Source organism: Actinopolyspora biskrensis (genome assembly GCF_013408175.1).
In the GTDB taxonomy this organism is placed as follows: Bacteria; Actinomycetota; Actinomycetes; order Mycobacteriales; family Pseudonocardiaceae; genus Actinopolyspora; species Actinopolyspora biskrensis.
Genome location: NZ_JACBYW010000007.1, coordinates 1 through 18118, shown reverse-complemented (window position 1 = coordinate 18118; position 18118 = coordinate 1). Strand labels below are relative to the sequence as shown.

At 68.8% G+C, this 18118-nt stretch carries 19 protein-coding genes and 1 tRNA gene; 5 read left to right on the top strand and 15 right to left on the bottom strand.

Features of this window, described 5'->3' with window-relative positions; translation table 11 throughout:
• The first annotated feature begins 216 nt into the window (after positions 1 to 216).
• Positions 217 to 777, top strand: coding sequence for a ferritin (locus tag FHR84_RS17860; RefSeq protein WP_179536695.1), 561 nt, complete (start codon positions 217 to 219; stop codon positions 775 to 777).
• A gap of 91 nt (positions 778 to 868) precedes the next feature.
• Here FHR84_RS17860 and FHR84_RS17855 read toward each other — a convergent pair whose 3' ends face one another.
• The 10 genes from FHR84_RS17855 to FHR84_RS17810 all read right to left on the bottom strand — a co-directional run bounded on the left by FHR84_RS17855 (position 869) and on the right by FHR84_RS17810 (position 12632).
• Positions 869 to 2725 (bottom strand): glycoside hydrolase family 3 protein, encoded by a 1857-nt coding sequence (locus FHR84_RS17855; RefSeq protein WP_246300758.1) that lies wholly within the window; start codon positions 2723 to 2725, stop codon positions 869 to 871.
• 325 nt (positions 2726 to 3050) lie between these two features.
• Positions 3051 to 4013, bottom strand: coding sequence for a DUF5926 family protein (locus FHR84_RS17850; RefSeq protein ID WP_179536694.1), 963 nt, complete (start codon positions 4011 to 4013; stop codon positions 3051 to 3053).
• A 237-nt stretch (positions 4014 to 4250) separates the two neighbouring features.
• Positions 4251 to 5099 carry a DUF4328 domain-containing protein gene (locus tag FHR84_RS17845; RefSeq protein WP_343075318.1) on the bottom strand — a complete coding sequence of 283 codons (849 nt, stop codon included), beginning with the start codon at positions 5097 to 5099 and terminating at the stop codon, positions 4251 to 4253.
• 65 nt (positions 5100 to 5164) lie between these two features.
• On the bottom strand, positions 5165 to 5506 hold the full coding sequence (locus tag FHR84_RS17840) for a rhodanese-like domain-containing protein (protein WP_179536693.1): 342 nt from the start codon (positions 5504 to 5506) through the stop codon (positions 5165 to 5167).
• A 116-nt stretch (positions 5507 to 5622) separates the two neighbouring features.
• Positions 5623 to 7461 carry a sodium/solute symporter gene (locus tag FHR84_RS17835; protein ID WP_179536692.1) on the bottom strand — a complete coding sequence of 613 codons (1839 nt, stop codon included), beginning with the start codon at positions 7459 to 7461 and terminating at the stop codon, positions 5623 to 5625.
• Positions 7458 to 7859, bottom strand: coding sequence for a hypothetical protein (locus FHR84_RS17830; protein WP_246300757.1), 402 nt, complete (start codon positions 7857 to 7859; stop codon positions 7458 to 7460). Before FHR84_RS17830 ends, FHR84_RS17835 begins: the two co-directional genes overlap by 4 nt.
• A gap of 191 nt (positions 7860 to 8050) precedes the next feature.
• Positions 8051 to 8950: a LytTR family transcriptional regulator DNA-binding domain-containing protein gene (locus tag FHR84_RS17825; RefSeq protein WP_179536691.1), complete on the bottom strand. Its 900-nt coding sequence runs from the start codon at positions 8948 to 8950 to the stop codon at positions 8051 to 8053.
• A gap of 560 nt (positions 8951 to 9510) precedes the next feature.
• Positions 9511 to 10419: a S49 family peptidase gene (locus FHR84_RS17820; RefSeq protein ID WP_179536690.1), complete on the bottom strand. Its 909-nt coding sequence runs from the start codon at positions 10417 to 10419 to the stop codon at positions 9511 to 9513.
• A gap of 75 nt (positions 10420 to 10494) precedes the next feature.
• A complete protein-coding gene (locus tag FHR84_RS17815; protein WP_179536689.1) occupies positions 10495 to 11922 on the bottom strand; it encodes a histidine kinase in 1428 nt (475 codons plus the stop codon).
• A 272-nt stretch (positions 11923 to 12194) separates the two neighbouring features.
• On the bottom strand, positions 12195 to 12632 hold the full coding sequence (locus tag FHR84_RS17810; RefSeq protein ID WP_179536688.1) for a DUF983 domain-containing protein: 438 nt from the start codon (positions 12630 to 12632) through the stop codon (positions 12195 to 12197).
• Positions 12633 to 12829: 197 nt separating this feature from the next.
• Between FHR84_RS17810 and FHR84_RS17805 the strand changes: the two genes are divergently transcribed.
• The 4 genes from FHR84_RS17805 to FHR84_RS17790 all read left to right on the top strand — a co-directional run bounded on the left by FHR84_RS17805 (position 12830) and on the right by FHR84_RS17790 (position 15419).
• Positions 12830 to 13231, top strand: coding sequence for a PPOX class F420-dependent oxidoreductase (locus tag FHR84_RS17805; protein WP_179536687.1), 402 nt, complete (start codon positions 12830 to 12832; stop codon positions 13229 to 13231).
• A 188-nt stretch (positions 13232 to 13419) separates the two neighbouring features.
• Positions 13420 to 13491: transfer RNA gene (locus tag FHR84_RS17800), tRNA-Gly, on the top strand.
• Positions 13492 to 13936: 445 nt separating this feature from the next.
• A complete protein-coding gene (locus FHR84_RS17795; protein WP_343075331.1) occupies positions 13937 to 14518 on the top strand; it encodes a lytic polysaccharide monooxygenase auxiliary activity family 9 protein in 582 nt (193 codons plus the stop codon).
• Between the two features lie 253 nt (positions 14519 to 14771).
• Positions 14772 to 15419, top strand: a complete 648-nt coding sequence (locus FHR84_RS17790) for a hypothetical protein (protein ID WP_179536685.1) — start codon at positions 14772 to 14774, stop codon at positions 15417 to 15419.
• Between the two features lie 194 nt (positions 15420 to 15613).
• On the opposite strand, the gene FHR84_RS17785 is transcribed toward FHR84_RS17790, so the two are convergent.
• The 5 genes from FHR84_RS17785 to FHR84_RS17765 form a co-directional block, all read right to left on the bottom strand.
• The gene (locus tag FHR84_RS17785) at positions 15614 to 16075 is read right to left on the bottom strand and encodes an Imm1 family immunity protein (RefSeq protein ID WP_179536684.1); all 462 of its coding nucleotides are present in this window, start codon (positions 16073 to 16075) and stop codon (positions 15614 to 15616) included.
• Entirely contained in the window at positions 16072 to 16938 is an 867-nt protein-coding gene (locus FHR84_RS17780; RefSeq protein ID WP_246300755.1) for a DddA-like double-stranded DNA deaminase toxin, read from the bottom strand. The genes FHR84_RS17785 and FHR84_RS17780 overlap by 4 nt, the downstream gene beginning before the upstream one ends.
• Positions 16939 to 16968: 30 nt before the next feature.
• Positions 16969 to 17145, bottom strand: coding sequence for a hypothetical protein (locus tag FHR84_RS17775; RefSeq protein WP_246300754.1), 177 nt, complete (start codon positions 17143 to 17145; stop codon positions 16969 to 16971).
• Positions 17146 to 17319: 174 nt separating this feature from the next.
• Positions 17320 to 17787 carry a hypothetical protein gene (locus FHR84_RS17770; protein ID WP_179536683.1) on the bottom strand — a complete coding sequence of 156 codons (468 nt, stop codon included), beginning with the start codon at positions 17785 to 17787 and terminating at the stop codon, positions 17320 to 17322.
• Between the two features lie 15 nt (positions 17788 to 17802).
• Positions 17803 to 17940 carry a hypothetical protein gene (locus tag FHR84_RS17765; RefSeq protein ID WP_179536682.1) on the bottom strand — a complete coding sequence of 46 codons (138 nt, stop codon included), beginning with the start codon at positions 17938 to 17940 and terminating at the stop codon, positions 17803 to 17805.
• Positions 17941 to 18118 lie beyond the last annotated feature (178 nt).

The window sequence follows — 18118 nt, the reverse complement described above, 5'->3', positions numbered from 1 at the left end:
CCGGCCGGGAACGCCGGTGGCAGCGACCCGCCGGAACGGCGGGGAAAAGTTGCCCGTGTCACAATCGCGGCGGCGACGCGCAATTCCCGCCCCACGAATCCGGGAAAAGTAAAGCTTGCCTTCGTTAAACAAGGCTCACCTATTTTAGGGGAGTCAAAACTATTTGAGGCGAACCTGAATAAAAGCCCCACCCCGAGGAATGTGTATATTCGTGGCATGACCACGACGGAGCAAAGCGAAGAAAACCGGGAAAGCAAGTTCCACCTGCTGCTGCAGCAGCAGGTGCGCAGCGAGTTCAACGCCTCGCAGCAGTACATCGCACTGGCTGTGTGGTTCGACAAGAACGACCTCCCCAGGTTGGCCGCGCACTTCTACAAGCAGGCCCTGGAGGAGCGCAACCACGGAATGATGATCGTCAAGTTCCTGATGGACAACGACATTTCCGTGAGCATTCCGTCCACCGACGAGGTGCGCAACGAATTCGACGAGGCCCGCGAGCTCGTGGCCCTGGCGCTGTCCCAGGAGCGCGAGGTCACCGCCGAGATCGAGAACCTGGCCAAGACCGCCCGCGCCGAGGACGACTACATCGGCGAGCAGTTCATGCAGTGGTTCCTCAAGGAGCAGGTCGAGGAGGTCGCGCAGATGTCCACGCTGCTGAACGTGCTCGACCGCGCCGGGGGCAACCTGTTCGAGGTGGAGAACTTCCTGTCCCGCGAGCAGGTCGGCGACGAGGGCGCTGATCCCTCGGCTCCCGAGGCCGCGGGCGGCGCGCTCTGAGAAAGACCGTGAGCGGCGCCCCGCCTCGGCAGGACGCCGCCCGGGCATTCCGGTAGGCACCCCGGCGCGGAGCCGGGGTGCCGGAGTTCCGTCAGCTCCGGTAGCTCAGCCCGTACCCGTACGGGTACAGCGGATCCTTGTGATCCCCCCGGTTGATCGGCTGCTGCTCGTAGGAGCGCATCCAGGTCACCGGGAGCTTGCCGGTGGGGTTGTACTCGCCGAACAGCACGTCGGCCACCCCGCCGCCCTGGGTGCCGGGCAACCAGGAGGCCAGCAGCGCGCTCCAGCCGTCGACCCTTTCGGAGACGTCCACCGGACGCCCGGACACCGTCACCACGGCCACCGGAACCCCGGAGGAACGCAGCTTGGCGATCGTGTTCAGGTCCTCCTCGCTGAGCCGGACCCCCTCGGGACGATCGCCCTCGTACTCGGCGTAGGGCTTCTCGCCGACCACCGCGATCGCGGCGTCGTAGCTGCCGTCGATGCCGTCGCCCCGCTCGTCGTAGGTGACCTTCGAGTCCGACACCTCCCGGATCCCCTCGAGGATCGTCGTCCCCTCGGTGATGTCCCCGCTGGACCCCTGCCAGCTGATGGTCCAGCCGCCGCTCTGGTTGCCGATGTCGTCGGCGTTGGAGCCTGCCACGAACACCTCGTCCTCCTCGGGCGAGAGCGGCAGCACCCCGTCGTTCTCCAGCAGTGTCTGCGACTCGCGAACCGCCTGCCGCGCCAGGGCCCGGTGCTCGTCACTGCCCACGGTGGGCAGCAGGTCGCGCTGGGCGAAGGGGCGCTCGAACAGCCCCATCTCGAACTTCTTGGTCAGGATGCGGGCGGTGGCGTCGTCGATGCGCCGCATCGGGATGTCGCCCGACTCCACCTCCTGCCGCAGCAACCGCAGGAACTTCGCGTGATCGGTGGACAGCATGATCATGTCCAGACCCGCGTTGACCGATTCGCGCACCTCGGAGGCGGTCAGCGTCGAGTCGTCGCCGTCGAGCTGGTGCAGCGCGTCGTAGTCGGAGAGCACCACGCCGTCGAAGCCCAGCTCCCGCTTGAGCACGTCCTGAACCAGGTACTCGTGGGCGTGCATCCTCGTGCCGTTCCAGCTGCTGTAGGAAACCATCACCGAGGCGACGTCGCGCTTGACCGCCTTGCGGAACGGCTCGAGGTGGATCTTGCGCAGCTCGCGCTCGCTGAGTTGCGCGTTCCCCTGGTCCTCACCGCCGGTGGTTCCGCCGTCGCCCACGTAGTGCTTGGCCGTGGCCATGATCGAGCTCGGGTCCTCGCCGAGCCGCTTGCCCTGATAACCGGTGATCTCCTTGGTCATCTTCTTGGGCAGTTCCGGGGTCTCGCCGAAGGCCTCGTAGGTGCGCCCCCAGCGGTCGTTCCTGGCCACGCACAGGCACGGGGAGAACGTCCAGTCGATGCCGGTAGCGGCGACCTCCTCCGCCGTGGCGGCACCGATCCGCTGGACCAGCTTCGGGTCGCCCGCCGCGCCGAGCCCGATGTTGTGCGGGAAGATCGTGGCACCGCGCAGGTTGTTGTGCCCGTGCACGGCGTCCACGCCGTACAGGAGCGGGATTCCCAGGGGCGTGTCCAGGGCCGCGCGCTGGTAGCGGTCGTACATGTCGGCCCACGCCTCGGGCGTGTTCGATTCCGGCGTCGAACCGCCGCCGCTGAGCACCGAGCCGATGCGGTTGTCCGCCACCTCCGAGGGGCCCGCGGCGTCCCGCTCGATCTGGACCATCTGACCGATCTTGTCCCGCAGCGACATCCGCGACATCAGATCGTCGACCCGCTGCTGAACGGGCAGGGACGGGTCCTGGTACTCGGCCCGCGACGTCCCCGCCGAAGCGGGCGCCAACCCCGCGGTCAGCAGTGTGACCACCGCCAGGCCCGCCATCGACGGGAACAGGCGACGTAAGCGACTTCCGGTCGCTCGATACGTCATGAAAACTCCTCACAGTTCTGCGAACGTGTGGCGTGCAGCACTTTCGCAGCATGACCGTGAGCGCTCTCGTTACCAAGCGTCCGAAAAGTGGTATCCGCTTACTCCATTCAGAAACCCCGGAGGAGCGCGGAATCGAGCCCGTTCGCCGAAGGGCCCCGCCCCCGGGGTGCGCCCGCGAAACGACGGGTGCGGCCCCGCCACCCCGACGGGACCGCACCGCGAGAGGAGCGCGCGGACAGAGCCGGCACCCGCTCGGCCGGACCGCTCGCCGGGCAAGCGGCGCAGCCGCTTGCCGCCACCCGCGCAACCGGCCGAGCCGCCGACCTCACCGGACGGTGATCTGCCTGCCGCGCAGCCCGTCCCTGGCGCGCCGCTCGTCCGCGTCCAGCGAGCGCTCGTCCAACGAGGCCAGCGCCTCGTCCAACCGGCGCCCCAGCGCGGCGGCAGGCTCGGCCCACTCGTCCGGGTGCTTCTCCCGGTCCAGATCCCACACCGGAACCAGCAGCCCGTGCGCGCGGAACGATCCCGCGTAGCGGCTGTCCTCGCCCAGCGCCAGCTCACCGCGCGCCGAAAGCCGCGCGAGCGCCGAGATCAACCGCTCCTCCGGCTCGGGCCGCACCCAGCGCAGGTGCGCCCGGTCGGTGGCGTCCACCCAGTACGCCGCGTGCACGCCCTCGGTCTCCAGGCGCTGCGTCGGCATGATCGCCGAATTCGCCCGCTCCAGCGACATCGCGACCTCCCCGGTGGCCTCGACCCCCTCGGGCATCCACCAGGAGAAGTCCTCGTGCACCTGGACGTCCAATCGCGCATCCGGATCCAGCAGGTCCTGCAACCGCGCCGGAACACTGCCCGCCGGGGCGTCCTCCGGACCGACCACGGCCAGGGACTCACCCGGCTCGGCCGTGCGCACCCACTCGACGGCCCGCGCCAGATCCCTGCTCACGTCACCGGACTTCGTCTGCACCTGCAGACCGATGAAGGCCACACCGTCGGTGCGCACCAGCGCCGCCGCGGCCATCGGCAGCACCGTGGCCAGCTGGATCTCCTCGGAGCCGGAGGCCAGCGGCAGCCGCGCCGTGGCCGAGGGCACGAACTCACGCAGGGCGACCAGCTCGCACTCGGCCGCCAAGCCCTCGAACGGACGGGTGACCTTGACCTTGGCCGCTCCACCCGAAGCACCGTGGCAGGCCTTGTACCGCTTGCCGGAACCACAGGGGCACGGCTGCCTGCGTCCGACCACCGGAATGTCCTCGGCCGGTTTCTGCTCCGGCGCGGTTCGTTTACTCAAGATCGCTCTCCTTGGCGCGTTCTGCTCCGCAAGACGCATCGGCACGCCCACGAACGCCGCGTGCCGATCGACTCCGCTCATCGACTTCGACACTCGAGAACCGCCCCCACCGGGAAAACCCGACGTGCGGGCGCACCGGCGTCACCTTCGAATCCGGGCGACGCTATCGAACACCACCCCGGCCGACGCAGCCGGGCAGCCCGACCGGCACCGGAGAACCCCGCCCGTGCCCGCGGATCACCGCACGGCGTGCGGGGGGCGAGCCGCGCGGGGCGGCTCCGGAGCGCCCCGGACCCGCAGCACCCGCCTGCTCCGCAACGTGGTCGGATCCGGCGGGACGAGCACACGGGTGCACCGCTTGACCACGCGCACCGAGACCACGGCCAGCACGACCAGCAGCACGTCGGAGAAGGCGTGCAGCAGCACCCCGTCGGCCAGGGCCTGGACGCTGTTCCGCAGCCCCCACAGCATCGTCGACCAACCCACCAGCAGGCACCCGGCCCAGCAGAGCCACCAGAGCCGGACCAGCCGCGAGGGAACGGGCCGCGCAGCGGGCACGGACTCGCCCGAACCACGCAGCGCCGCGTCCTCCAGCTCGGCGAGCACCGAGCCGGGGACGAACAGGTTCACCCCGGGGATCAGCGTGCCGAGCACCACCTGCCAGTCCGGACGGGCAGGGCGCAGTCCCGCCCGCTCGTGGGCGTAGGAACGGGTCCGCAGTGCCCACAGCACCCCGACCACCGCGCTCAGCAGCCCGAACAACCAGGTCATGATGCCGACCGTGGCGACGAGCGCGTCCGAGACCGCCAGCGTGGTGCGGCCGAGCGCACCCGAGCGGCTCCACAGCAGCAGCACGTACCGCCACGACTCCGCCCCCGCGGCCAGCACGCCGAGCACCGCGGTGATCCAGAGGGTCGAGACCGCGGTCCCCGAGAGGGCCGCCACGCGTTCCGCCGGGTCCGCACGCCGCGAGTTCGGAAGCGAGAGCGGCCAGCGCCAGGTCAGCGGGGGAAACCCCCAGCGCGGCGGAGCCGGGTAGGCCGGCGGTCCGGTGTAAGGGGGACGCGGCCGGGCACGCCGCCGCACGTTCGGACCGCCCGGTGGAGTGGCCGTCCACTCCACCCGGGGCCCGGACCGGGGAGGACGGCCCGTCACAGCACGTGGGGTTCCGCGTCGGGATCGTCCGCCACAACCGGACGACCGATGGACGACCAGCCGTTCATCCCCCGGTCGACGTTGACCGCGTCCCAACCGCTGGCGTTCAGATAGGCGGTCACCTTGGACGAGCGGCCACCCGACCGGCAGATCACGTAGAGCTGGTCCGCCTCGGGGATCTCGTCGAGCCGCTGCGGGATCTCGTTCATCGGGATGTGCACCGCGCCCGGCGCGTGGCCCGCGTCCCATTCCTCTTGCTCACGGACGTCGAGCAGGCTGCCCTCGGGAAGCCGCTCCGGCAGCTCCTCGGGGGACACCGCCGGAACTCGACCATGCATCGGAGTAGTCACACCTCGATGCTGCCACGCCGCGCGCCGAACGCGCCCACCGCAGTGGTCGAACCGGACGAGCGGAACCGATCCCGCCGAACGGCCGGGGCGCGCACCGCCGGCGGTCAGCTCCGGCGCCTGGCTCGGACCAGTCGATGCCTGCCGCGCCCGCCACGGCTCGTCGACGAGACCCGCTCCGCGGCCTCCCCCTGATCCACGGAGCGGTCCCGGAGGAAACCGAGCCGGTCCGGGGTGTGCATCCGCAGCATCACGCGCCCGGTCCCCGAAGGGACGTTGCGTCCGGTGAGCTTGCTGACCACCACCGTCACCACGAAGGCCACCGGAACGGTGAAAGCGGCGGGCTGCAGCAGCACGGCCGACCACCACCCGTACCCGTCGCCGAGGAAAGCCCCGGTCAGCACCGCGATCAGCACCAGACCGCCCCCCACGACCAGCCCGCCCATGGCCCCGGCCGCGGTCAGCTTGCGCCACCAGATGCCGAGCACCAGCAGCGGGAAGAACGTGGAAGCCGCCATGGCGAAGGCCAGGCCGACGCTCTGCGAGATGTCCCGCCCGATGGCGATCAGCGCCAACGCCACGGGAAGGATGCACGAACCGAGAGCGATCAGCCGGAAGTTCCCGAGCTTGCCGGGGAGGAGGTCGGTGAACAGCACACTGGACACGCTCATGACCAGCCCGGAGGAAGTGGACAGGAACGCCGCGAAGGCGCCGGCCGCGGTGACCGCCCCGATCAGCTCGCCCGGCCACCCCTGCAGCATCGCCGTGGGCAGCAGCAGCACCGCGGCGTCGGTGTTGCCCGTCACCAGCAGCTGCGGCACGTAGAAGCGGGACAGCACCCCGAAGATCGTCGGGAACAGGTAGAAGACCCCGAGCAGCCCCAGCACCACGAACGAGGTGCGCCGCGCCCCCTGCCCCGTCGGGTTGGTGTAGAAGCGCATCAGCACGTGCGGGAGCCCCATGGTCCCGAGGAAGGTGGACAGCATCAGGGAGTAGGTCTCGAACAGCTCGTAGGAGTCACCGCTCTGCGGCAGCAACCAGGACCTGTTGTCCGGCTCCGCGTCGGCGACCGCCGGAACCGCGCTCCCCTCCGGGAAGCGCAGCTCGGAATCGGCCCGCACCGAGTGGATCCCCTCCGTGAGGTAAACGCTCCCCCCGGAACCGGCCCCCTCCGAGTCCGCGACCCCGTCCAGCGCCTCCGGCCCCGGGCCGGACAACACGTCCACCCAGACCGGCTCGGTGACCCGCAGCCGCACATCCGTCTCGATCCGCACCGTGGTCGTACGCTCGAAAGCGGGCGGGACGGGTTCGTCCAGCCCCCTGCGGTGCTGCTCGTCCTGCCCGAGGAAAACGAAGAAGAGCACGAACACGGGCACGCTGATGGCGAAGAGCTTGATGCCGTACTGGAAGGCCTGAACCAGCGTGACCACACGCATCCCACCGCTGAGCACCCCGGCCAGCACGATGACCGCCACGGCCAGGATCCCGCTCGAGTAGGTGATTCCGGTGACCGTGGACAGCGTGACGCCGGCCGCCTGCAGCTGGGGAACCAGGTAGAGCCAGCCGATCAGCACCACGAGGACCGTCGACACGGCGCGCACCCGGGTCGAGTCCAGCCGCACCTGCGCGAAATCGGGCAGCGTGTAGGCGCCGGAACGACGCAGCGGCGCGGCCACGAACAGGATCAGCGCCAAATACCCCGCCGTGTAGCCGATCGGGTACCAGAGGGCCTCGATACCGTCCTTGAGCAGCAGCCCCGCCACACCGAGGAAGGAGGCCGCCGAGAGGTACTCACCGGCTATGGCGGCCGCGTTGCGCTCCACCCCGACCATGCGGCGGGCCAGCAGGAAGTCCGAAGTGGTCCGTGCTCCGCGCGACCCCCACATCGCGAGGGCGAAGGTGACCACGGCTATCAACGCGACGCCGCCGAGGGCCCACGGATTCACCGGTCCACCATGTCCATGAACTCACGCTCGTGCTGTTCGGCCTTGCGCGTGCCGATGTACCCGATCAGCAGGATGAACGGGAACGGCAGCACCCCCAGGAGGAACCAGGGCAGCGGAATGCCGAACAGCCGGATCTCGGACAGGACGGGGACGTAGCGCAGCAGCACGGGCAGCGCGCCCAGGAACGCCGCGCTGATCGCGGCCAGCCACAGCGAGGAGCGCAGCTGGGCACGAACCAGGTTCCGGATCATCGCCTCGCCCATGCTGCTCTGGTTCTCGAGATCGATGATCGTGCGCGGAACGTCGCGCGAACCGCGCCGATCGGCCAGCACCACGCGCTTGCGCCGCGGAGCGCGCTGCTGGTGTGCCGAAGAAGTCCTGCCCGTGGTCACCCTCACCGCCTCTTTTGTCGAAGCCTCCCCGTCCGGGTCGCCGTGGGTGGTCGACTCGGGTGCTGGTTTCGGCGCCGGGGCGCCGAAGAAGGACCCGAGCCAACCGACGGCCCGACAGGAGAGCCTCGGTCGAAGTGGTCATGATCCGCCACAGGGATCATCCGACGAACTCCCCGCTCCGGACAACGGTTCCGCGGTCATTGACGCGGCGAACGCACCAGCCGGTCCTTGAGTTCGCGGGTGTGCCTGCGGCTGACCGGCAACTCGCGGGTCTCCCGGTGCTGTCCCCCGGCGATGAGCACCGAATACCCGGAGGAGGACATGCGCAGCTCGTTGATCAGGTTCAGCGCGACCAGGTAGGACCGGTGAATGCGCACGAATCCGGCGTCCGCCCACTTCTCCTCCAACTGGGCCAGCGGGATGCGCACCAGGTGCGACCCCTCGTCGGTGTGCAGCCGCGCGTAGTCCCCCTGGGCCTCCACCCAGCGCACCTGGGAACGCTGCACCAGGCGGGTGGTGCCCCCCAGCTCCACGGGGATGACCGAGTGGTCGTCGGCCCGCTGCTGCTCCTCCGCCCGCTCGCCGCCGGCGGTCAACGCGCGGGCACCGTCGCCGCCCGTCTCCGGAGGGGCGGCTATGCGCTGCACCTTGCGCAGCGCGCGTTCCACCCTTTCGGGGCTGGCCGGTTTCATCACGTAGTCGATGGCGCCCAGGTCGAAGGCCTCCAGCGCGTTCTCCCCGTGCGCGGTGATGAACACCAGAGCCGGTGAGTTCTCGAAGGAGAAGAGCACCCTGGCCAGGTCCATTCCGGTCAGTCCCGGCATGGCGACATCGATGAAGACGGCGTCCACCAGCGGCGCCTCGGCGGGGCGCCCCTGCAGGTCGGGGTTGTCGCTGCGCAGTATCCGCAGCGCCTCTGCCGCGTCGAACGCCGTCAGCACCTTGCTGACACGCGGGTTCTTCTCGATCATTCCCTGCGTCGTCTCGAGCCCCGGGACCTCGTCGTCGACGATCAGGATGACGAGGCCTGCCCTGCTCGAGCCGCCGCTGCCGTTACGACCCTCGGGCGGGCCGCTGATGCGCTGTGGTGTACTCACGGCAAAGCCCAATCCTCCCGCGCTCACCGAACTCACGTCCACGGTCGACCAAGCGCGCCGGAGCGGCGCCCGCGGCGCCACCCGTGAACACCGACCGCGGGTGAAGCGTGTGACTCACCGCATTCAACCTAAGCCCCCGCATTCATGTTTCGCGCGGTGGGTGCACGTGCATTCGCACGATCGTCGCAATCCGCCGTGGAAAAATCGGTCCACAGTCGACCACCCGGCTACGCGGCCCCCGCGCGCGGGGTCACCGCCCAGCGTCCCGCCCCACTGTCCGGACTGGACGCAAGTCGGTTCTCTCCGGCCCCGCACCGCCGCGAAAGTTTCCGCTCATCAGAACCCGCTACGCGAACCAGGTCCCCGGAAATCTCCCACTCCAACGCAGGTGCTTACGAGCCTGAGCAATTCGCACCGCCGCGGGTTCTCTCGTGGTGCTCTCGCGAGGAAGGCCCGACGTCGTGTAGGCCGCTACCCGATGTCGGGCCTCCCCGGAGCGAGAGCCCGCGAGAGGTTCCGCCACGCAACCACCCACGACGAGGAAGAGCAGAAGACACGAGTCACAGCCCGAAGCGCGACCACATTCCCCGGTTCTCGATCCGGTCGAAGGCGGCGTTGACCGCTCCGGCCGCCACTCCGGCGGCACCACCGCCCGGACCCGTCATTCCCAGCCGGGCCAGCAGCGGCTTGCGCGGCTCGACGGAGACGATGTGCGCGTCGGGAAAGCGGTGGGAGACGACCCCGCGCAGGTTGCCCAGACCGTCCACCAGCCCCAGTTCCCGCGAGCGCCGCCCGGTCCAGACCTCACCGGAGAAGAGGTCCTCATCGGCCTCCGAGATGGCATCACCGCGACGCTGCCGGACCCAGTCGGCGAACTGCTTGTGCAGCTCCTCCTGCATCCCCTGCAACCACTGGACGTCCTCGGGGTTCTCCGGGCGGAACGGGTCCAGCCGCGACTTGCTCTCCCCGGCCGTGTGGATCCGGCGTTCGATACCAGCGCGGCGCAGCAGCTCCTCCATGCCGAAGCCGGCGCTGACCACCCCGACGGAGCCCACCATGGAGCTGGCGTGCGCGTAGATCTCGTCACCGGCGCAGGCCAGCCAGTAGCCCCCGGACGCGGCCACGTCCTCGCAGAAGGCCAGCACGGGGACGTTCTTCCGCTCCGCGAGCTCACGAATCCGCTCGGCCACCAGCGCCGACTGGGTCGCCGCCCCTCCCGGCGAGTTGATCGCCAGCGCGACGGCGGACGTCCTGTCGAAGGAGAACGCACGGTTCAGGGCGGAGTCGACCGTCTGCAGCGAGATCGAGGGACGGTTCACCGGGGAGGGCGTCGGGGTGATGGGGCCGTGCAGCTTGACGACCGGCACCACCGGGCCGCGCTCGGCCCGCTCGGCGAGTTTGCCCGGCAGCTTCTCCGAGAGCTTGCCGGGAAGTGCCTGGGTGATTTTCTGGGCTGACTTCTCACTCATGCTTCCACGTTACTGGCCGCGGAGCGAACAGCCGTGACACGACCGGCTCGAAAACCGCGCTTCGGCCGCGTCGGGTCACGCTCCGGAGGCACGCGCGGTCTCCTCCTCCCGCACCTCCTCCACGACGTCCCGTTCGGGAGGTTCCCCCGGCCCGGAACGTTCCACGGGCCCGGCGTCCTCGACGGAGTCGAGCTCCTCCGGAGATTCGGCTGCCGGTTCGGCCGCTCCGTCCGCCGCGGGCGCGGATTCCTCCGCGGACTCGGCCGGCGGGGGGACGTCCGGGCAGTCCGCGCCCTCGAAGGGCTGGGAGGACAAGGGCTGGACCCCGGGAGCGAACTTCGGGACCCGCATGATCACCTTCATCCCCGCCCCCTGCTCGGTCTCCACCACCAGCCCGTAGTCGTTGCCGAAGGTCGCGCGCATGCGGTCGTTCACGTTGCCGAGGCCGACGTGCGAACCGTCGGTGTGGCTGCCCTCGAGCTCCTCCTCCAGCTGCTGCGGGTCCATACCGATGCCGTCGTCGTCCACGCTGATCAGCGCCTCGCTGCCGTTGTCCTCCGCGAAGACGGAAACCGTGCCGCCACCGGGCTTCTTCGCCAGCCCGTGCCGGACGGCGTTCTCGACCAGCGGCTGCAACGCCAGGAACGGCAGCACCACCGGGAGGACCTCGGGCGCGATCTTGAGCTGGACCTTCAGGCGCTCGGGGCCGAACCGGGCGCTTTCCAGCATCAGGTAGCGGTCTATGTTGCGGATCTCCTCGGCCAGGGTCGTGTACATCTCGTTGGACCGGAACGAATACCTGGTGAAGTCCGCGAACTCGGTGATCAGCTCCGTGGCCTGGTCCGGGTCGGTGCGGATCAACGCGGAAATGGTGTTCAACGCGTTGTACACGAAGTGCGGGGAGATCTGGGCCCGCAGCGCGCGCACCTCGGCCTCGGCCAGCTTCTCCCGGGAAACCTGCAGCTCGGCCAGCTGCAGCTGGGCCGAGACGTGGTCGGCGACCTCCTGCGCCGCCCGGAACAGGCGCTTGCGGTCCCCCGCGGTGATCAGCACCAGGGCACCCCGGTTGTTGTTGTCCACCTCGAGCGGGACGACCACGGCGTGCCGCATCAGGCAGGGACGCTCGTCGCACGGCAGGTCGGCGTGGTCCACGTACTCGCTCTTGCCCGTGCGCAGCGACCGGTCGATCGTCTCCGTGAGGTCACGGTAGTGCTCGTTGACACCACCGTCCCAGCTCAGCAGCGTCCCCTCCGCGTCGACGATACCGACGGCCACGCAGGACAGCAGGGCCCGCAGATGCGGCGCCGTCTCGTCGGCCGCCTCCTGGTCGAGGCCGCGACGCAGGTGCGGAGCCGCACTCGTGACCCGGTGCAACGCGGCGAGAGTGGCGTCCTCCTTCGACGTACTGACCCGGCGCGAGCGGCACAGCATCACGAACATACCGAGCACGGCCAGCGCCGCGATCAGGGTCAGCACCGTCCGCTCCGACAACAGTTCGAGCACGCTTCACATGTTCACCGGATATCACCCGCGGAGGCAAGGACATCACGATCAGTGCACCGCCGGCGTCGGTGAGCGGTTCGCACTCCTTCCGCGGAACGGAAAACAAGCCCACGATCGAGTGAGATTCACAGCTACCCGAAGCCGTTCCGGAAACACTCGCACCCGAGCACCCGCACCGGGAGATCCGAACCGGAAAAACCCCACCCGTTCGTATGAGTACCGATCACCGCGCGAATTCCACGGCGCTCCCGGCCGACCGGCGCGGGCCTTCCTCACTCGACCGGCTGAAGCGGGCCGTTCATGTCCGGTTCGGCGTAGACCTCGATGTTGCGTGCCACCCGAGCGCCTTCCTGACGCGCCGTGAGCGTCCCGCGCACGACGCCGACCCAGCGCTCCGGCGGATGTTCGTCCGTGTCCCCCGGCGTCTCGGCGATGATCGACCACGGCCTGCGCAGCAACCAGCGCACGGGGAAGAACAGCACGAGCAGCAGCAGCGCCAGCACCAGCCAGCCGGGAATCAGCACCTCGGAAGGAGTCCAGACCAGAAAAGCGACGACCAGGATCAACACGACCGAGCTCATCACGACCCCGGGGGAACGACCACCGCTGACGTCGTGCTCCCACTCGTCGACCATGAGTGGGTCGCTCCACTCGATGCTGGTCCGCAAGTTCCACTTTCGACCGTCGGATCCACGCACCGCGCGGTTCATCGCCGCCTCCACGCACTGGGCCGGGACTTCGCCTGCCCGCCTTCGGGGTCGCCCGCCTCCGGCTCGATCAGCATTCGGGGACACCGTACCGCGCACGGCCTGTGAATGCGCCCCTTCCCGGCCCGGCTTTACTCTTCCGGAGGAAGGGTCGGAACCGACACGTCCACGAGGCGGGCACCACCGCCCGAGGGGGAGACATGGACCCGGAGCACGCTCGCTCGATAGTGCGCGAACAGCACCACGCGGTGCTGGCCACCGCGCGCTCCGACGGAACGCCGCAGCAGAGCCCCGTTTTGGCCACTGTGGACTCCGAGGGAAGGATCGTCATCAGCACCACGGCCAACACGGCCAAGGTGGCCAATCTGGCCAGAGACGACAGGGCGTGGCTGTGCGTGCTGCCCGACGAGTTCTTCGGAAGATGGGTCCAGGTGGAGGGCAGGACCGAGATCGTGCGGCTGCCCGAGGCCATGCCGCTGCTCGAGGAGTACTACCGCTCCATATCAGGTGAGCACGAGGACTGGGAGCAGTACCGCGCCGCGATGCGCGCCGAGAACAGGGTGGTGCTGCGCATCGAACCGACCCGCGCGGGTCCCTCCTGACGGAGCCCCTCCGTTCCGGTCGTCCGGTCACCGGGGTGCTCGCCGGAGCGGACCCCTCCTGCTCGCACCGCGCCGGGCCGAGCAGCCCCTGGCCCGTCCCGGCCCGAGGCCGTTCCACACCCCCCCTGCGAAGCCGCCGCGGGCATGAAGTACAGTAGTCGCCGAAGCGGTCGCTGGGCCGGTTCAACGCGGATGTAGCGCAGCGGTAGCGCATCAGCTTGCCAAGCTGAGGGTCGCGGGTTCGAATCCCGTCATCCGCTCGGTGACGAGCCCGTCGGTGTAAAAGCCCGGCGGGCTCGTCTTCTTGGATCCCCTCCTTCGACCCCCGGGCCGGTTCCCCGCGGCTTCGGAGCCCCCGAAGAGCAGAGCACCGAACCCCGGAGACGGACCGTTCCTCCGGTTCGGAACCCCTCTCCCCTGGGGCCGCTCCCCGCGATGAGCGAACCGTTCCCAGGAGATCGGCGCAGTGCCGGAACCCCGCAAAAGACGATCCGGACACCCCTCCGTCAGAGTGGCGCACTCCCCCGAACGGAGTATAGGTCTAGACCATAACCGGTTATTAGGTCTGGACCAAAGTGATGGTGATCAACCCCAGTGAGTTACTCGAAACGGAGCTGTCCACGGCCGGGACGGCATCCGTAGCTTTTCCGACTACGGAAAGCGAAGAAGGGAGTAACCATGCTCACCAAGCGCATCAAACGGGCGATGGGGATAGCCGCGTTCGGCATCGTTCCGCTGGCGCTGCCCATGCTCACCGCGGGTGCCGCCTCGGGGCACGGCTACACGCAGAACCCGATGAGCAGGCAGGCGCTGTGTGCCGACGGCACGGTCAGCAACTGCGGCGCCATCCAGTGGGAGCCGCAGAGCGTGGAAGGCCCCGGCAACTTCCCCTCCGGCGGCCCGGCCGACGGCAACCTCTGCAGCGGGGGGAACAGCCGCTTCTCCGAGCTCGACGAACCGCGCAACGGCAACTGGCCCGCGACCGACGTGTCCGCGGGCCAGAACCTGCAGTTCCGCTGGGAGCTCACCGCGGCCCACTCCACCGAGTCGTTCCGGTACTTCATCACGAAGGACAGCTACGACCCGAGCCAGCCGCTGACCAGGGACCAGCTCGAGCTCCAGCCGTTCCACACCGAGGACTACAACGGCAGGCAGCCCGACTTCACCGTCACCCACACCGGGCAGCTGCCCTCCGACAAGAGCGGCAAGCACCTGATCTTCGGTGTCTGGGAGGTCGCGGACACGAGCAACGCCTTCTACACGTGCTCGGACGTGAACTTCGGCTGACCCCGATGTAGGGTGCCCGCACAGCGGAACCGCGCCCCGGCGTCCCCCGTTGCGGTGCCGGGGCGCGGTCCGCCCCCTTCCCGGGCGGCCCGCGCGGGACGCGCGCCCGAACCGGACGAACCGTTCCGCTACGAGCTCCGGGCGCGTCCCGTCGCCCACGAAAGAATGAACTGATCCACCTCCGGCCAACCGATCGGTCCGCGAACCCGTCCCCTCACCGGAGCAGACAACGCGGAAAACGAAAGGTTCGACGATGCGCTTCCCACGAATCCGCACCGCACTGGCCGGATTGGGAGTGGCCGCGCTGACCGCGGCCCTGTCCGTGACGACCACACCGGGAGCCGGTGCCACCGAGTCGGCGACGCTGCCCCCGCCGCCGGAGTGCGCGACCGACTGCGAGCGGGTCTTCGAGCTCTCACTGCCGCACGACGTCCACTTCGCCGGTTGGCGCGACAGCTCCGTCCCCGGGGGAGACAGCGTGCTCGCCTACTACTCGGGCGGAAGCGTTCACGACACGCTCGAACTGGAGCACAAGAGGGTCCGGGACGCGGACTGCGGCTGGGAGGGAGACGCCCAGCGCTGCGCTGTCACCTACCACACCGGAGCGCACGGCACGGGCGCGCTGTCCACCCTGCTCCTGGGCGAGGAGGGGATAGTGCGCAGCAGCGACGTCCGGGGCAACGCCCCCGGGGCCACCCTGCGGCAGCTCGACGGCAACGGTCGCCCGGACGTGGCGCTCCGGCAGAGCACCTACGAGCCGAACTACGCGGAAGCCCCCCAGTACTGGGAGACCTACCTCGAGTTCGAGGGCGAGTTCGTACGCACCGGATGCACCGCTCCCGAGCAGGGGAGCTCACCGGCTCCGACCGAGCCGGTCCACACCAGCTGCGCCTACGTCTGACCGGGCCTTCCCGCCGCGGTTGGCGCACCGGGAGCGTGGTCTATCCCCGCGTGCGCGGGGCCTACCCCCGGCCGTCCGATGTGGAGACCGGGGCGCGGTCTATACCCGCGTGCGCGGGGCCTGTTCGGTGACCTGCGGTCTTGGCAGCGCTTTCCCGCTGCGGGAACCACTTCTGTTCCGGGAGCGAGGAGGGGTCAGTACCACTGGCCGGGTTGCCACTGCACGCAGCTCGGGCGCTGTCCGGTGCGGCAGTATTCGGTGATGGCTTGGCGTGCCTGGTCGAGTGGCAGCGAGGCCGAGGCGGGGAAGAACAGCTGCCCTTCAGGATCGAACAGCAACGCTGGCATCTCCTCGGTGGCGTGTGGGTTGTAGGAATCCACAGCCTCACCGTTGACCGCTTCGGGACGTGCGTCCATGTGGTTGAGCGCGCCCCAACCGTCGTCGGGAGCGACGGTGATGCGAACTCTCGCGTGTGGGAAAGACGGACCGTTTTCGTCGCGGAAGCTCAAGCAAGGCCTGTCCCACACATAGATCTGGGAGTACCGCGTATTGAGGACGGTCTCGACGAGGTCGGCGGTTTCCTCGGGGGTGCGTGCGTAGTGGAATTCGTGGCCGAGGACTCCGGTTATGACGGTCCCCGTTTCGATGGTGGTCATGGTGCTTCCTCTCCACGTATTTCGATGGGGCGTGACTCTCCTGGTTCCCACACGGCCAGTGTTGATCCACGAGGCAGGATGGCTCGTACCGCAGCATGACAACCCCACGGATCAGGACACATACGATTGTTCAGCACAACGACGCCGTAAGTCTGCCCTGCCTCTTTCATCCGTTGGGCGTACTTCGCTTCGACGTGGGTGTCGACCACCGGGGACGCATCTCCTCGATGTGGGGGATACACGCTCGACGTGTCAAGAGCGAGACGTATGCGGTCGGATAGTTCTCGATCTCGACCACTGACCAGAATCTGCTCGTTGCCGTCCTGGTCGTAGATGAGCCCGGATGTTTGACCACCCTCATAGCGCGGTAGCCGTTCGCGGATCTGGTCGATCCAGGAGCGGTCCCGGGCCGTGTCGATAGGAACGCGGCCCAGCGTGGACGGGTGCGGCAGGCTCGGCGGGGGTTTCTCGCCGTGCACGCCGAGGGTGGCGAGGTAGTTGATCAGGTGTTCTCGGGTGTTGTCGGACAGGGCGAGCACGTCGTCGATCAATTCCCGTGCCCGTTCGAACGAAGCGTAGGCCTCGGCCAGTTCGGACGAGGTGCTGCCTTCACCGACTTCGGTCAGGGTGGGCAGGGCGTATTCCTCGATCCAGGCGGGGGCCTGGTGCAGCTGCTCCGGCGGTAATCGTCCGAGCATCCCGGCGAGGGTGTTGCCCATCTCCTCCACAGCGGACATGGCGGGCTCCTGCAGGACGGCGGAAAAGGTCCGGACGTGCTCGGTGGCCCGCATCGCTGCCGGTAGTTCGTCGGTGGGGGTGGCCTCGGTGATCTGCGGGAGTCGTTTCCGGATGTCGTCGCGCATCACCGGTCTCCTATCAGCCCGGGATGACAGTCAGATCGTGTTCGCGGCCTGCGACCTGTGGTGCGGGCACTGCTCGGGGGTGTACGGGTCGACGTAGAGGTAGAGCTGTCCGGTGGCGGTGACGATCATAGCCTCGACGGACAGCCCGTAGGCCAACGCGTGCCGATCGCGGGCCGCGTCACGAACTCCGGGACCGTCGAGGGTCACCCCCAGTCGGAAGGTGGTCGGTCATGGGTGTCTCCGTGGAAGGTGTGGTGGACGGGGGCCGCGCCGGAGGTCGGGGCTCGGTTCATCCCGCACACACGAAAACCCCGGCCGAAGCCGGGGGTTCCCATCGCATCCGCACCCGTGAGTACGTCACCAGTATAATACGGACACCGGTTACGCGACCTCGACGACCTCGCCCGGAGCCCGGTACGGCTGATCGGCCGGACGCTCGTGGTCACGGCACGCGCCGTCCTCGTGCGGCAGAAACCACAGCACCAGGTTCTTCCGGAAGGCCAGGTGAAAAGTGCTGACCTTCCAGTTGCCCTGTCGCAGCGTGTTCGTCAGGTATGACCAGCGGTCGAGGTTGTCCGCGGTAAGCGGCGCGGGGTTCGGCGTGTAGGACGCGAGCGCCTCCTCGATCCACTCACGTCGGCCGTAGGCCTCCTCGGCCTCGCCGCGGTGCGCCTCGATCTGATCCCGCACCCACGCGAGCGCGTCCTCCGGCGACCACGCCACCAGGTCGGGAGACTGGCGGCTGATGTCGGTCCAGTGCTTCTCGTCGGTCGACCACTCCATCCGCATGTAGCAGTGATGGTGCACCGGTTTCCCGGCTGTTACGTCGGTCCAGCTGGTCAGCGCCATATCGGCATCCTCCCACTAGTGGTAGTGCGGCGCGTCGCCGAGCACGGCACCGCAATCGTTGCAGATGATCTGGTGCTCGTTCTGCCGTCGATTCCTGTGCTGGCACGGCTTCTCCGGTTCCGGGAACAGGCCGTCCTTGTCCTTCTTACCCATACTGACCTCCTATGATCTTTCCGGGAACCTGCCCGCTCGGCGCCGCCGGAAGCGACCACCGAACGGGCGAGGCGTCAGACCGCGTTCGCGGCCTGCGACCTGTGGTGCGGGCACTGCTCGGGGGTGTACGGGTCGACGTAGAGGTAGAGCTGTCCGGTGGCGGTGACGATCATGGCCT

What these genes read in the sequence shown, in the direction of transcription:
- FHR84_RS17765 (WP_179536682.1), bottom strand. Translation starts at nt 17,940, where the DNA reads ATGGGTAAGAAGGACAAGGACGGCCTGTTCCCGGAACCGGAGAAGCCG.
- FHR84_RS17785 (WP_179536684.1), bottom strand. Translation starts at nt 16,075, where the DNA reads ATGACCACCATCGAAACGGGGACCGTCATAACCGGAGTCCTCGGCCAC.
- FHR84_RS17790 (WP_179536685.1), top strand. Translation starts at nt 14,772, where the DNA reads ATGCGCTTCCCACGAATCCGCACCGCACTGGCCGGATTGGGAGTGGCC.
- FHR84_RS17805 (WP_179536687.1), top strand. Translation starts at nt 12,830, where the DNA reads ATGGACCCGGAGCACGCTCGCTCGATAGTGCGCGAACAGCACCACGCG.
- FHR84_RS17855 (WP_246300758.1), bottom strand. Translation starts at nt 2,725, where the DNA reads ATGACGTATCGAGCGACCGGAAGTCGCTTACGTCGCCTGTTCCCGTCG.
- FHR84_RS17780 (WP_246300755.1), bottom strand. Translation starts at nt 16,938, where the DNA reads ATGCGCGACGACATCCGGAAACGACTCCCGCAGATCACCGAGGCCACC.
- FHR84_RS17820 (WP_179536690.1), bottom strand. Translation starts at nt 10,419, where the DNA reads ATGAGTGAGAAGTCAGCCCAGAAAATCACCCAGGCACTTCCCGGCAAG.
- FHR84_RS17810 (WP_179536688.1), bottom strand. Translation starts at nt 12,632, where the DNA reads ATGAACCGCGCGGTGCGTGGATCCGACGGTCGAAAGTGGAACTTGCGG.
- FHR84_RS17840 (WP_179536693.1), bottom strand. Translation starts at nt 5,506, where the DNA reads ATGCATGGTCGAGTTCCGGCGGTGTCCCCCGAGGAGCTGCCGGAGCGG.
- FHR84_RS17770 (WP_179536683.1), bottom strand. Translation starts at nt 17,787, where the DNA reads ATGGCGCTGACCAGCTGGACCGACGTAACAGCCGGGAAACCGGTGCAC.
- FHR84_RS17795 (WP_343075331.1), top strand. Translation starts at nt 13,937, where the DNA reads ATGGGGATAGCCGCGTTCGGCATCGTTCCGCTGGCGCTGCCCATGCTC.
- FHR84_RS17860 (WP_179536695.1), top strand. Translation starts at nt 217, where the DNA reads ATGACCACGACGGAGCAAAGCGAAGAAAACCGGGAAAGCAAGTTCCAC.